Consider the following 13,554-nt stretch of genomic DNA (forward strand, 5'->3'; position numbering starts at 1 on the left):
TCTGAAGGACAGAAACGTCGCGCCCCGATGATCGTGAATGCTAGCCGAACGCCGTGGCAATTTCGGAAGGAAGCCAAATCTAGAACATCTGAAATGAGAACATTCCGGTGTCGTCGTCGTTTCTCCTATGCAGTCCAGCCGAAGAGTTTTGGCAACCTTTTTGGTGAGACAAACGATAAAAAACGCATAATGAAATCAAACAGGGAGATTTTGTCTCACTATTTTATATGTTTTGTAAGGGATTTTGGCCCGCCCTGAAGGCAGAGAACTCAACACTCTGGTTCGTGGCTTCCACGCTGGACGGGCGGGTGGCGAGCTATGGCGCCGTGCCCGCCGTTTATGAGGAATTGTCGCCGTATCTACATTTGTTGACGGATGCCGATATTCGCGGAGGAAAGGGCATCGTCGATGTCTGGAGACCAAGTGGGGTTCCGCAAGGGTCATGTTCGGCGGAACCACGCATATGAGGGGGGCAGTTGGCGCTTCTTGCCGGATCCTACGAGATTTACGTTCCCCTGCTGGCTGTCATATTGCCCGCCGTGTTCTTCTCCGTTCCCTGCATCGTGCGCGAGGCGCTTGCCGGCCTCAGTTACGTCGTCAAAAAGGCTCCCGAGATCGATCCGCGCCGGCCGGGATCGAAGCTCACCGTCGAGGATGTGCCGCGGGAGGTGGTGCCCCCTGATCCTTGCCTTTAACGGCGTCCTCGAACGGCTTGAAGAGCAATTTCGGGCGCTGCAGCGTTTTCTCATCGATGCGGCGCATGAGCTGAGAACACCGATTGCGATCATGCAGACCCGGATAGAGAGCTTGCGGGGACCGGAGCAGCAGCGCTTGATAGAGAATGTAGCGCGGCTTGGGGAAACCACAGAACAGGTTCTCGCCTTCGAAAGAAACGATCAGGTAAACGACCGGCGCGAAACGGCGCGCACCGTCGTTGCCGCTCGCGCTTCGGCGGGCTACGATATCTCCTTCGAAACGCAGATCGTGCGATATGAAGTACCGGGTAATCCGTCCACCCTGCCGCGCGCCATCAGCAACATCGTGCGCAACGCCATCGATCATGGCGGGGACAGGGGGATGATCCACGTCGCGATTCTCGCAAGTGGCGAGATCCCGGTTTCCGATGAGGGACAGGGGATAGCCGAAGATCAGCAGGAGCGGATTTTCGAGCCCTTTTATCGCGTTACGCTGCGCAGCACCGGCGCCGGCCTTGGCCTCAGCCTCGTCAAGCAGATCATCGCCAACCATAACGGGCGAATCTTCCTCGACAGCAACGCCTTCGGAAGCACCTTCCGGTTACGTTTCTGAGCCTGCGCCGCGCGCGATTTCAGGGGCGGCAATTGTAATGTTGCCGCAATTTTGGCTGTCGTACCCTGTGGGGCACAGGATCAACCATCCCAACTGGAGTACGTGCAGTGAAACAACAGTGCAGTCTGTTTGCCCGGGCTTCCGGCGACAGGGCCTCCCGCGGTCGCGGCGTCGCCTTCGCCACCTTGCCCTTTGCTATCATCATGTCCGGCTGCACTTCCGTGCCGCTCAAGGAAGGCGGTACGCTGACCTCTTATGCGCAACTCAGCCCGGTCAAGGGCAAATTCACCAAATCGCGCACCTTCGTGGACGCCAACGGACTGGCCGGGGTCAAGACCGTCGCCATCGTGCCGACCACCTTCTCCTTTGCGGCCTCGTCGCGGGTCACATCGGAAAAGGATCGTGTCCTTGTTTCGAATGCGCTGGATCGGGCCATCTGCGTGGCGCTCAGCGATAAATACCGGATTGCCGCGCTGGGCCAGCCGGCGGACATGACGGTGCGCACGGTCATCACCGATCTGGTGCCGACCGACAAGACCATGGCCGGGGTATCGACGGCCGTGACGCTCGGCAGCGGCTTCGTCCTGCCGGTCAGCGTGCCGCGTCTTCCATTCGGGCTTGGCGGCCTCGCTGTCGAGGCGGAGGCGGTAGACAGCACCGGCGTCCAGCGCGCCGCAGCCGTCTGGTCCAAGGGCGCGAATTCCATCACAGGCAAGGCCCGCGTCTCGGAAATCGGAGATGCCTACGAGCTTGCCGCCGATTTCTCCAACTACTTCTCGCGCATTCTGGTGACAGGCAAGGTCTCCGACGGGCTGAACCTCTCTATCCCCTCCGGCCATCGAATCCGGTCCGCCCTGGGTGGAAAAACGAAATATGTCGAATGCGATGCCTATGGCCGGTCGCGCGGCCTGCAGGGCATGGTGGCCGACAAGTTCGGTGCGCCACCCGAATGGACCGACAGACCCGCAAAGGCCGCGTCGCGATAGGGGCAGCCGCGAGATTTGTGGATCGCGCGCGTTGCGGCGCGCGCGATCATCCGACCTAAGTTCCTATGACGCGATGCCAAGTTTCTGGAGACCGCATTCGCGGACGATTTCGGCGATATGGCTGAACTGCGCAGACAGCGGATTGCTCTTGCGCCACACCATGCCGATAGTGCGCGACGGGCGCGGTTCCGCCAGGCGGAACACCGAGACCGTGGATTGCCGTGTCTCCATATCGACGGCCATCTGCGGAATGAGCGTGACGCCGATGCCGGCGCCGACCATCTGCACGAGGGTGGAGAGCGAGGAGCCTTCCATCAGCACGCGGGGCGGCGCATTGGTCGTGCTGCAGAAGGAAAGCGCCTGGTTGCGGAAACAATGGCCTTCTTCGAGCAGCAGCAGGCGCATTTCGCCCAGCTTGTCGGCGCTCGGCACCGGCATGCCTGCATCCTCCATCGGCCGCACCAGAATGAATTCCTCCGAAAACAGCGGCACTTCTTCCAGCGCGGGTTCCGAAACGGGCAGCGCGACGATTGCCATGTCGAGCCGGGCTTCGAGAAGGTTTTCGATGAGCTTCTGTGTCACCGCCTCGCGCGGGCGTGCTTCCAGTCCGGGATAATGCCGGGTCAGCGTCTTGATCACCTGCGGCAAAAGATAGGGCGCGACGGTGGGAATGACACCGATGCGCAGGCGACCGCTGAGAGGGCCGTGCCCCGCACGCGCCAGATCCTGCAACTCGTCCACCGAACGCAGGATGGCCCGGGTACGTTCCGCAAATTCCTCGCCAAGCGCGGTCAGCCTGATCTGGCGGCTGCCGCGTTCGACGAGCGGCGCACCGATCAATTCCTCCAGTTCCCGGATCTGCAAAGATAGTGCAGGTTGGGAAATGGCGCATGCCTCCGCCGCCCGACCGAAATGGCCGATCTTGGCCAGAGCGTCGAAATAACGGAGATGTTTCATGGAGAGCGCAATCATAAGCTCAGCATATCGCAGCCTTTAGAATATACAATTGGAAATTATGGAACCCGACTGTTAGTCATCTTCATGACAGAAAAAAGCTGTAGCTGTGAGAGGTTACCAGCGCCGCTGCACGGTTTTCCCATGACCTGCCGCTGGCTCTGGCTCCCACGCTGCACATGTCGAATTGATTATTTCGTTTAATTGCTAAACCCATCGGAGGGCGAAATGGACGCAACTTCAAAACCGGCTGGCAAGTGTCCTGTCATGCATGGAGGCAACACGGCCTCGGGTAAATCGGTGACCGAATGGTGGCCGAATGCGCTGAACCTCGACATTCTGCATCAGCACGACACCAAGACCAATCCGCTCGGCACCTCCTTCAACTATCGCGAAGCCCTGAAGACGCTCGATGTCGAAGCGTTGAAAGCCGATCTACGCGCCCTGATGACCGACAGCCAGGACTGGTGGCCGGCTGACTGGGGCAGCTATGTGGGCATGATGGCGCGCGTTACCTGGCATGCGGCGGGTTCCTACCGCGTGACTGACGGGCGTGGTGGCGCGAACACCGGCAATCAGCGTTTTGCCCCGCTCAATTCCTGGCCGGACAACGTAAACACCGACAAGGGCCGCCGCCTTCTGTGGCCGATCAAGAAGAAATACGGCAACAAGATCTCCTGGGCAGACCTTATCGCGCTCGCCGGCACCATTGCCTACGACGTCGCCGGTCTGAAGACCTTCGGTTTCGCTTTCGGCCGCGAAGATATCTGGGCGCCGGAAAAGGACACCTATTGGGGTGACGAAAAAGAATGGCTGGCGCCAAGCGACGGTCGTTACGGCGACGTGAGCAAGCCAGAGACGCTGGAAAACCCGCTTGCCGCCGTGCAGATGGGCCTCATCTACGTCAACCCGGAAGGCGTTAACGGCAAGTCCGATCCGCTGGCGACAGCGGCGCAGATGCGCGAGACCTTTGCCCGCATGGGCATGGACGATGAGGAGACCGTGGCGCTGACCGCCGGCGGCCACACCATCGGCAAGTCGCATGGCAATGGCAGCGCCGCCAACCTCAGCCCCGATCCGGAAGCCGCAGGCCCGGAATATCAGGGTCTTGGCTGGATCAATACCAAGGGCCGCGGCATTGGCCGTGACACCGTGGTATCGGGCATCGAAGGCGCCTGGACGAGCGAGCCGACGAAGTGGGACAACGGCTTCTTCGACATGCTGTTCAAGCATGAATGGACTTTGACGCACAGCCCCGCCGGTGCATCGCAATGGGCGCCGATCACCATTGCTGAAGAAGACAAGCCTGTCGATGTCGAGGACGCCTCGATCCGCACCATCCCGATGATGACCGATGCCGATATGGCCCTGAAGGTCGACCCGATCTACCGCGAGATTTCGCTGAAGTTCAAGGACGATCAGGACCACTTCTCTGACGTCTTCGCCCGCGCCTGGTTTAAGCTGACGCACCGCGACATGGGACCGAAGTCCCGTTATTTCGGCCCGGATGTTCCGGCTGAAGACCTGATCTGGCAAGACCCGGTTCCGGCAGGCTCCACGAGCTACAATGTCGCTGCCGTCAAGGCGAAGATCGCTGCTTCCGGCCTGCCGATTGCCGATCTGGTTTCGACCGCCTGGGACAGCGCCCGTACCTTCCGCGGCTCGGACAAGCGCGGCGGCGCCAATGGCGCACGTATCCGCCTTGCACCGCAGAAGGACTGGGAAGGCAATGAGCCCGCCCGTCTTTCCCGTGTGCTGTCCGTTCTGGAACAGATCGCCGGTGAAAGCGGCGCGAGCATCGCGGATGTGATCGTCCTGGCCGGCAATTACGGTGTGGAACAGGCGGCGAAAGCGGCTGGTTTCGATATCGCCGTGCCTTTCGCGCCCGGCCGTGGCGACGCTTCCGCCGAACAGACGGACGCCGACAGCTTCGCGCCATTGGAGCCGCTGGCGGATGGTTTCCGTAACTGGATCAAGAAGGATTATGTCGTCAGCCCGGAAGAGCTGCTGCTGGACCGCGCCCAGCTTCTCGGCCTGACCGCGCCGGAACTGACGGTGCTCATCGGCGGCCTGCGCGTCATCGGTACCAACTACGCCGGTGCGACGCATGGCGTGTTCACTGACAAGCCCGGCGCTCTGACGACGGACTTCTTCACCACGCTGACCGACATGGCCTATTCCTGGGTTCCGACCGGTAACAATCTCTATGAGATTCGCGACCGCAGAACGGGTGTGACGAAGTATACCGCGACCCGTGTGGACCTCGTCGTCGGATCGAACTCCATTCTGCGTGCGTATGCGGAAGTTTATGCGCAGGATGACAGCAGGGAGAAATTCGTGCGGGATTTCGTTGCCGCCTGGGCGAAAGTCATGAACGCCGACCGTTTCGACCTTCTGTAAGAAAATCCGGCTGTTTAAGAATAAACACCTCCCCGGGAAATCGGGGAGGTGTTTTGCGTTCTATCGACCGCCAAGACGCAACGGTTGCCGTGACAGCGAAAGATTGCTGGACACCTATAGGCCTCATTATCTTGTTTGCGCAGGACGGTTTCCCTATCGCCGGTCCGAGGACGGAACCGGTTTGCCGGCCGGGGTTTTTCCGGCGCCTGGCGACGGGGCTTTGCCGTCCTTCTCGTTTTCATGCGCGTCCGGCCCAGCCACGATCACGCCACGGCCGTGCTCCTCGCGCTTCTTATCTGCGAAGTCGCCCGGTTCCTTCTTGCTGTCCATGGTAATCTCCGTTGTTGCACTTCTGTCAGGATTTCAACGGTCGTCATGGGCAGAGGTTCCAGCGCGTCGCCGCAGCGAATGTTTCATTTTATAATGATCTTGCTATTAACATGAATTGATAAGTCATGTTATTGGAGCGAAGCGCGATGACTGGCGCGGTGCGCCCGTCTTTTGATTTCACCCGACCCAGACCCGACAACCGGACGGTACCCGCATTGAGTTTCTGGCATTCCATGACCTGGCACACGGAAGGGATCAGCGTTACTGCGCCGGTGAAATGGCGCCAGTTCGACGGGCTGGTCAGTGCTTTCTGGGAAGCGGAAAGCCAGATGGGAGCCAAGGGTTATTATCTGGCCGCCGATCCGCGCATCATGATCTTTTTCAACGATGTCTCCTCGCGCATCAGCATGTCCAACCGCAATGGCGAGTTCACCAACCATTCGCGGCCGATGACACGGGCGGTTTATGTGCCGGCCGGCGTACCGATGTGGACGAGCAGCAGCGCCACGCACCGGTTCTCGCATCTCAACCTGCATATTCACAAGGATCGCCTGTTGCGTTTCCTGTCGCCCTCAGTCGGCAGTTCGGCGGCGATGACGGCGCTGCGCCGTCCGGTCGAGATACAGGATATCGGTTCGGTGGAAACCCTTGCCGGCCTGCTTGTCGATGAGCTGGCTGAACCCTCGAAACACGCGGTCTATGCGGAAAGCCTCGTCGGCAGCATCGTTGCCGGCCTGCTGGATATTCCCGGCCCTTCGCCGGAGCAGGCCAATGGCAGGCTGACGCAGGCGCAGTTGAACAAGCTTCTTGCCCGGGTCGAAAAGCGTGGTGACGACCGTATGACGGTCGCCGAAATGGCAGATATCGTCGGGCTTTCGGAAAGCTGGTTCGCCACCGTATTTCGCCAGACCACCGGCAAGACGCCGCTGCAATGGCAATTGGAGCGGCGCATCAATGCCGCCCAGAAACTTCTGCTGGAAGGGGATCTGACGGTGGCCGATATCGCCGCCCAGCTCGGCTTTTCCGATCAGGCCCACCTGACCAAGGCTTTCCGCCAGTCCGTTGGCAACACGCCGGCCGCCTGGCGACGGCTGCACAGGCTTCTTTGATAGCGGGTCGGCCCTGCGCCGCCCATGTTCAGCGGTTTGGCGCATTCCTCGAGCCTCTCTCCACGTCATCCTCGGGCTCGTCCCGAGGATCTGTCAACTTCAGACTAGATGAGACGTGGTTAGATCCTCGGGACAAACCCGAGAATGATGTGGTTCGCTAGGAAAGTAGTACAAGATATTGAAAAATATTGCTAATATATCCGATCACCATGTCTTTCGCAAGGTCACGGAAAACGCCCGGCCGGGATTGTAAAAGTCAGCGCCAAACCCGCCATAAGAGACGTGTTTTTCGTTGAAGATGTTGGAAACATTGACGTCCAGCGAGGCGGTTTCCTGAATCTTGTAGCTGAATGCCGCATCCACGGTCACGCTGCTTCCGGTTTCGACCTTGTTGGCATTGTCGAAATAATAAGCGCCGGTATAGCGGCCGCCGAGACCGAAGGTCATGTCGCCGAAATGGTCGTTGCCCGCAAGCGTATAGTTGACCCACAATGAGGCCTGATGCTCGGGCACGAATTGCGGCCGGTTGCCGACATTGCCGCCGGTGCCGTTTTCAGTGATTTCCGCGTCGAGATAGGAATAGGCCGCCGTCAGGCTGAGATTGTCGGTCACTTCCGCCTTGGCTTCGAGATCGAGACCGCGCACGCGCACCTCGCCGATGGTCGTGGGCAGGCTGGTGATCGGGCTGGTGACGGTGATGTTGTTCTTCTTCAGATCGTAGATCGACGCGGTGAACAGGGCCGGGAAAGCGTCCGGCCGGTATTTGATACCAAGCTCGATTTGCTCACCGCGCTCCGGTTCAACCGTGAGCCCCGATGCAGGCACCACCGATTCGGCGTAGCTGATATAAGGCGCGATTTCATTGGTGACCTTGTAGGACACGCCGATACGCTTGGTCAGTTCGCTGATGTCGCCGCTGGCCGTCGTGCCGTTCAGCCGGTTGGTCTGCTCGGTGTCGATCCAGTCGTTGCGCAGGCCGGCGCTGATGATCAGCCTGTCGAAGAAGGTGAAGTCCTGCTGGAGATAGATCGCTTTGGTCTTCTGGTCCGTCAGGGAGTCGGCGTAGAGCGGCACTGAAGCGGGTGCGCCGGTATAGACCGGGCTCATCCAGTTGATGCTCGGCGCGGCGCCGAAGTAGCTTTTGCTGCCGGAGGTGTAGTCATTGTAGAAGGCGCCGACGAGGCTGCGGCTTTCGACATTTTCAAACCGCGTATCGTATTGCAGGCGCGTGTCGATCAGGAAGTTTTCGGTCTCGGTGTCGTTGCCGAAATAGGACCGGTCGGCGATTGTCGAACCGTTGATCGGCGTGGACGAAATGTAAGCATAACCGAAATCGGTATTCGCCTTGCTGTAGCGGGCGTTGGAACTCAGCGTCAGGCCGGAGCCGAAATCGTGGTCGAACATTACGCTCAGCGAATTGCGGTTTGTGCCGCGATAATTGTAGTCCGGTTCGCCGAAGAATCGGCTCCGGTCGAAACGCGAGCCGACGGGATGGCCGCCGCCGCCCGGAACGCCATCCTTGTTGAGATGATCGTAAACCACGGTAAGGCTGGTGACGTCCGTGGGACGCCATGTCAGGCCGCCCATGAAGAATTTCTCGTCGTCGCGGGAATAGTCATATTCCGCATCGGCATTTCTGAGCTTGCCGGTCAGGCGATAGGACAGCGTGTCGTCGCTGGTGATGTTGTCGCCAAAGTCGAAGCCGGTTTCGGCGCGGCCATAGGAGCCGCCGGTGACATAGGCTTCACCGAAACGGGTGCGTTTCGGCACCTTTGTGGAATAATTCACCGAGCCGCCGGGATCTGAGACGCCGAAGGTGGTGGAATTGCCGCCCTTCAGCACTTCCACGCGCTCATAGGCATAGGTTTCCTCGCGCAGCGCGCCGAAGGGACGGCCAAGCGTCAACCCGTCGCGATAGGTATAGGCGTCGAAACCGCGAATCTTGAAATAGTCGAACCGGTCGTCGGAGCCGTAAAAATCCGTTGTCACACCGGCGGTATATTGCAGCGCTTCTTCCACGCTCTGCACGCCGCGCTGCTGCATTTCCTTGGCGGTGATGACGGAAACGGAGGCAGGTGTGTCGAGAATATCGGTCGCCATCTTGCTGCCGCTCGTGGTGCGGGTGGCAACGATCGATTTCTGGTCATTGTCGCCGCTGTCGATGGTGATGCGCTCCAGAACCGTGCTGCCGCCCGTATTGGCAGCTTCCTGCGCCAGCAGGGAGCCGGGCAGGGTGGCGACAAGCGCCGTGCAGGCAAGCAGGGCCGCATCCTGATAACGACGTCGCGCGGTTTTGCGGTGTCTGCCTTCGGTTTCGATATTCATTGGTATGTTCCAGAAGTTGATGCCCCGGTCGCCGCTTTCACGGCCCACTTTCGAAGCGCCCAATAACTTGAGAAAGTTTGTCCGGTATTGTAACTTTTTACGGTTTTGTACAAAACCCCGGAAATTTCACCGCTGTTGCGACGGCATTTCTTGCCTGGGCTTGACGGAGGCAATTGAAGCTGAGAGTTCAAGTCCACTTTTGAACTTTTGAGAGCTCGCCAATGCTTCGCCCGTTCCGCTGCCTCATACCGGTACTTGTGCTTTTCCTGTCGCTGATCGCGCCTGATATGGCCTCGGCGGAGGAGACGACCAGCTATCCCATCGTCATCAAACATGCGTTCGGTACGACCACGATTGCGAAGAAACCGCAGCGGGTCGCGACCGTCGCCTGGGCGAACCATGAGGTGCCGCTGGCGCTGGGCATCGTGCCTGTCGGTTTTGCGGCGGCCAATTTCGGCGATGATGACGGCGATGGCCTGCTGCCATGGGTGGCGAAACGGCTCACCGAACTCAACGGGGCAAAGCCGGTGCTGTTCGACGAGGGGGACGGCATCGACTTCGAGGCCGTGGCGGCGACGCAGCCGGATGTCATCCTTGCCGCCTATTCAGGCCTCAGCCAGTCCGACTACGATACGCTGAGCCAGATCGCCCCTGTCGTCGCCTATCCCGTTTCTCCCTGGGCGACGGACTGGCGCGAGATGATCCGGCTGAACAGCGCCGGCCTTGGCATGGTCGCGGAAGGTGAGGCGCTCATCACACGCATCGAGCGCGAGATTGCGCAGGTCGTTGCCGGCCATCCGCAGCTGAAGGGCAAGTCGGCCATGTTCGTCACCCATCTCGACGCCACCAATCTCAGCGTCGTCAATTTCTACACGGCCAATGACACCAGGGTGAAGTTCTTCGCCGATCTTGGGCTTGCCTCGCCGAAAAGCGTCGTGGAAGCCACGAAGCCGGGGCAATTCGCCGCCGGCGTCAGCGCCGAGCGTGTCGATGCCTTCAACGATGTCGATATCGTCGTGACCTATGGCAGTGAGCCGCTGCTGAACGCCATGCGCGCCGATCCGCTTCTCGCCCGCATGCCGGCCGTTGCCAACGATGCCATCGTCATGCTGGGCCGCGACCCGCTCGGCACCGCCTCCAATCCCACGCCGCTGTCGATTTCGTGGGTGTTGAAGGACTATGCCGATCTTCTGGCAAAGGCTGCGGATAAATCCTCCGGGAAATCGCAGTGACAACGTCTGGACCCGGCAAAGCAACGGCCGTGCTGCTCGCCGGCCGCTCCAACCGCGTGCGAACGGCTTGGCTCGGCGCGGTGCTGGCGTTTCTCGCGCTGCTTTGTGCGCTGTCCGTCGCGATCGGCACGCGTGACGTCTCTTCTGCGGATATTCTGGGCGGGCTCAGCGGTCGCGTCGAGACGGTTGCCGAGGCGGCGGTTGCCGTACGCTTGCCGCGCACGCTGCTTGCCCTGCTTTCCGGGGCGGCACTGGGGCTGGCCGGTGCCATCATGCAGGGTGTCACCCGCAATCCGGTTGCAGATCCCGGCATTCTCGGTGTGAACATGGGGGCGTCGCTTGCCGTCGTCATCGGCATCGTCTGGTTCGGCATCGCCTCGGCTCAGGCCTTCGTCGTCGCGGCAATTGCCGGGGCGGGGGCATCTGCGGTTTTCGTTTATGTTGTCGGCTCGCTCGGGCGAGGCGGGGCGACTCCGCTGAAACTCGCACTTGCGGGTGCCGCCAGCTCCGTCGCCTTTTCCTCGCTCGTCATCGCCGTCGTTCTGCCGCGCAGCGATATTGCCGGCGGCATCCGCTCCTGGCAGATCGGCGGCGTCGGCGGGGCGACTTTCGAGCGCATCGAGACCGTGCTGCCCTTTCTGGCCGCCGGCTTCATCATCAGCCTGCTTTCGGCGCGCAAGCTGAATTCTCTGGCGCTCGGAGATGAACTCGCCGCCGGGCTTGGCGAAAATGTTGCGGTGGCCAGAGCCGTGGCCTCCTTCGGCGCCATTCTGCTCTGCGGTGCGGCCACCGCCATCTGCGGGCCGATCGGTTTTGTCGGGCTGGTGGTGCCGCATCTCTGCCGTCTGCTCGTCGGTGTGGACAATCGCTGGCTGCTGCCGTTCTCGGCGCTTGGCGGGGCGTGCCTGCTGCTTGCCGCCGATATTGTCGGGCGCATCGTGGCGCGGCCGTCGGAACTCGATGTCGGCATCGTCACCGCCCTTGTCGGCGCGCCTTTCTTCATCTGGATTGTCAGACGCCAGAGGGTGCGTGAATTGTGACCATGTACGCTCCCGTCATCGAAAATCTCGTTTTCAATCGCCATGCCCGCCAGCGCCGGCGTCGCCTTGTCATCGCTGCCCTGTCGGCGCTTCTGATTGCCGCTTTCGCAACGACGCTGATGCTCGGGCAATCCTTCACGCCGCCCGGCGATGTCGTTCGCGTTCTGCTGGGGCAGGACATTGCCGGCGTCACCTTCACCGTCGGGCAGTTGCGCCTGCCGCGCGCGCTGCTTTCGATTCTGGCAGGCCTGAGCTTCGGGCTTGGCGGCGTCGCCTTCCAGATCATGCTGCGCAACCCGCTCGCCAGCCCCGATATTATCGGCATCAGTTCGGGCGCGAGTGCGGCAGCCGTTTTTGCCATCGTCGTCCTGCAGATGAACGGGCCGCTGGTCTCGGTCTTCGCCGTCGCGGCCGGTCTTGGCGTCGCGCTTCTCGTCTATCTCCTGTCCTTCCGCAACGGCGTGGCCGGAACGCGGCTGATCCTCGTCGGCATCGGCGTTTCAGCCGTGCTGGAAAGCTTTATCGCCTATATCCTCTCCGTCGCGCCAGCATGGACGCTGCAGGAGGCGATGCGCTGGCTGACCGGCAGCGTCAATGGCGCGAAAATCGCGCAGCTGCTGCCGCTCATCATCGCCCTCATCCTTTTCGGCGGCCTGCTCCTTAGCCGTGCGCGCGATCTGGAAGCGTTGAGACTGGGGGACGATGCCGCCGCAGCGCTTGGTGTGCGGGTGGGGCGAACGCGGATCATCGTCATCATCGCCGCCGTCGGCATGATCGCCTTTGCAACGGCGGTCTCGGGTCCCATCGCGTTCGTCGCTTTCCTCTCCGGGCCGATTGCGGCGCGCATCGTCGGCAGCAACGGCTCGCTGCTCCTTCCTGCGGCGCTGGTTGGGGCGGCGCTGGTGCTGGCGGGCGATTATTGCGGTCAGTTCCTGTTGCCGGGCCGTTATCCGGTCGGCGTCGTTACCGGCGCGCTCGGTGCGCCCTATCTGATTTACCTGATCGTGCGGGTCAACCGCAGCGGAGGCTCGTTATGACCGGCCACTCCCTTTCCGTGAACGGCCTGTCGGCCGGCTACGGCGAAAACCTCATCATCGAGGGACTGGATCTCACCGTTCCGCGCGGGAAGATCACCGTCATCGTCGGCGCCAATGCCTGCGGCAAGTCCACCCTGCTGCGCAGCATGTCGCGGCTCATTGCGCCGCGCGCCGGTCAGGTTCTGCTCGATGGGAAATCGATCCATCGTCTTCCCTCACGCGATCTCGCGCGGCGCATGGGCCTTTTGCCGCAATCGCCGATAGCGCCGGAGGGCATCGTGGTTGCCGATCTCGTCAGCCGTGGCCGGCACCCGCATCACGGCCTGTTCGCCCGCTGGTCGCGACAGGACGACGAGGCCGTCGCCGCAGCCCTTGTCGCCACCGATACGGTGGAACTGGCCGAGCGGCCGGTGGACGAGCTTTCCGGCGGCCAGCGGCAACGCGTCTGGATCGCCATGGCGCTTGCCCAGCAGACAGACATATTGCTGCTGGATGAACCGACCACCTTCCTCGATATCAGCCACCAGGTAGAGGTGCTGGATCTTCTGACCGACCTCAACCACGCCCGCGAGACCACCATCGTCATGGTGCTGCACGATCTCAATCTCGCAGCCCGTTATGCCGATCACCTCGTCGCCATGAGGGACGGGAAGCTGCATGTCTTCGGCACGCCGGAGGACGTATTGACAGAGGAGAATGTCCGCCACGTCTTCGGCATCGAAAGCCGGGTCATCGAAGATCCGACCTCTGGCAAGCCGATGATGCTGCCGATAGGGCGGCATCGAACGGTGGCGCGGTGGCAATAGGCGTATCTCTTTAAGATACGGTTCTGT

The 13,554-nt window shown here is 61.1% G+C and carries 10 protein-coding genes and 1 pseudogene; 8 read left to right on the forward strand and 3 right to left on the reverse strand.

Features of this window, described 5'->3' with window-relative positions; all coding sequences use genetic code 11:
* Positions 1–251: 251 nt before the first annotated feature.
* Positions 252–1,308 (forward strand): annotated as a pseudogene (locus ACQZ5K_RS17565) (sensor histidine kinase); the annotation flags it as partial.
* Positions 1,309–1,415: 107 nt separating this feature from the next.
* Positions 1,416–2,294: a DUF3313 domain-containing protein gene (locus ACQZ5K_RS17570; RefSeq protein WP_137005682.1), complete on the forward strand. Its 879-nt coding sequence runs from the start codon at positions 1,416–1,418 to the stop codon at positions 2,292–2,294.
* Positions 2,295–2,357: 63 nt separating this feature from the next.
* Here the strand turns inward: ACQZ5K_RS17570 and ACQZ5K_RS17575 are convergent, their stop codons facing one another.
* Positions 2,358–3,266 (reverse strand): hydrogen peroxide-inducible genes activator, encoded by a 909-nt coding sequence (locus ACQZ5K_RS17575; RefSeq protein WP_137005683.1) that lies wholly within the window; start codon positions 3,264–3,266, stop codon positions 2,358–2,360.
* Between the two features lie 210 nt (positions 3,267–3,476).
* Here ACQZ5K_RS17575 and katG point away from each other — a divergent pair, with 210 nt between their 5' ends.
* Positions 3,477–5,648, forward strand: a complete 2,172-nt coding sequence (gene katG, locus ACQZ5K_RS17580; RefSeq protein WP_137005684.1) for a catalase/peroxidase HPI — start codon at positions 3,477–3,479, stop codon at positions 5,646–5,648.
* Between the two features lie 153 nt (positions 5,649–5,801).
* Here the strand turns inward: katG and ACQZ5K_RS17585 are convergent, their stop codons facing one another.
* A complete protein-coding gene (locus tag ACQZ5K_RS17585; protein WP_175422221.1) occupies positions 5,802–5,978 on the reverse strand; it encodes a hypothetical protein in 177 nt (58 codons plus the stop codon).
* A gap of 215 nt (positions 5,979–6,193) precedes the next feature.
* Here ACQZ5K_RS17585 and ACQZ5K_RS17590 point away from each other — a divergent pair, with 215 nt between their 5' ends.
* Positions 6,194–7,087, forward strand: a complete 894-nt coding sequence (locus ACQZ5K_RS17590; protein WP_262530788.1) for a helix-turn-helix domain-containing protein — start codon at positions 6,194–6,196, stop codon at positions 7,085–7,087.
* A 204-nt stretch (positions 7,088–7,291) separates the two neighbouring features.
* Here ACQZ5K_RS17590 and ACQZ5K_RS17595 read toward each other — a convergent pair whose 3' ends face one another.
* Positions 7,292–9,412: a TonB-dependent siderophore receptor gene (locus ACQZ5K_RS17595; protein ID WP_137005687.1), complete on the reverse strand. Its 2,121-nt coding sequence runs from the start codon at positions 9,410–9,412 to the stop codon at positions 7,292–7,294.
* A 221-nt stretch (positions 9,413–9,633) separates the two neighbouring features.
* Between ACQZ5K_RS17595 and ACQZ5K_RS17600 the strand changes: the two genes are divergently transcribed.
* From ACQZ5K_RS17600 to ACQZ5K_RS17615, 4 genes are read left to right on the forward strand one after another with little or no spacing between them, the layout of a single operon-like run.
* Positions 9,634–10,644, forward strand: a complete 1,011-nt coding sequence (locus ACQZ5K_RS17600; protein WP_137005688.1) for an iron-siderophore ABC transporter substrate-binding protein — start codon at positions 9,634–9,636, stop codon at positions 10,642–10,644.
* The gene (locus ACQZ5K_RS17605) at positions 10,641–11,684 is read left to right on the forward strand and encodes a FecCD family ABC transporter permease (protein ID WP_448740975.1); all 1,044 of its coding nucleotides are present in this window, start codon (positions 10,641–10,643) and stop codon (positions 11,682–11,684) included. Before ACQZ5K_RS17600 ends, ACQZ5K_RS17605 begins: the two co-directional genes overlap by 4 nt.
* Positions 11,685–11,686: 2 nt before the next feature.
* The gene (locus ACQZ5K_RS17610) at positions 11,687–12,721 is read left to right on the forward strand and encodes a FecCD family ABC transporter permease (RefSeq protein ID WP_137005690.1); all 1,035 of its coding nucleotides are present in this window, start codon (positions 11,687–11,689) and stop codon (positions 12,719–12,721) included.
* Complete coding sequence (locus ACQZ5K_RS17615; protein WP_137005691.1) at positions 12,718–13,527, forward strand: ABC transporter ATP-binding protein; 810 nt, start codon at positions 12,718–12,720, stop codon at positions 13,525–13,527. The genes ACQZ5K_RS17610 and ACQZ5K_RS17615 overlap by 4 nt, the downstream gene beginning before the upstream one ends.
* The last annotated feature ends 27 nt before the right edge of the window (positions 13,528–13,554 follow it).

It is taken from the genome of Agrobacterium sp. 22-226-1 (assembly GCF_053522345.1).

Excerpts from the sequence above, each read along its gene's own strand:
- ACQZ5K_RS17575 (WP_137005683.1), bottom strand. The coding sequence starts at position 3,266 with ATGATTGCGCTCTCCATGAAACATCTCCGTTATTTCGACGCTCTGGCC.
- katG (WP_137005684.1), top strand. The coding sequence starts at position 3,477 with ATGGACGCAACTTCAAAACCGGCTGGCAAGTGTCCTGTCATGCATGGA.
- ACQZ5K_RS17585 (WP_175422221.1), bottom strand. The coding sequence starts at position 5,978 with ATGGACAGCAAGAAGGAACCGGGCGACTTCGCAGATAAGAAGCGCGAG.
- ACQZ5K_RS17595 (WP_137005687.1), bottom strand. The coding sequence starts at position 9,412 with ATGAATATCGAAACCGAAGGCAGACACCGCAAAACCGCGCGACGTCGT.
- ACQZ5K_RS17600 (WP_137005688.1), top strand. The coding sequence starts at position 9,634 with ATGCTTCGCCCGTTCCGCTGCCTCATACCGGTACTTGTGCTTTTCCTG.
- ACQZ5K_RS17610 (WP_137005690.1), top strand. The coding sequence starts at position 11,687 with ATGTACGCTCCCGTCATCGAAAATCTCGTTTTCAATCGCCATGCCCGC.
- ACQZ5K_RS17615 (WP_137005691.1), top strand. The coding sequence starts at position 12,718 with ATGACCGGCCACTCCCTTTCCGTGAACGGCCTGTCGGCCGGCTACGGC.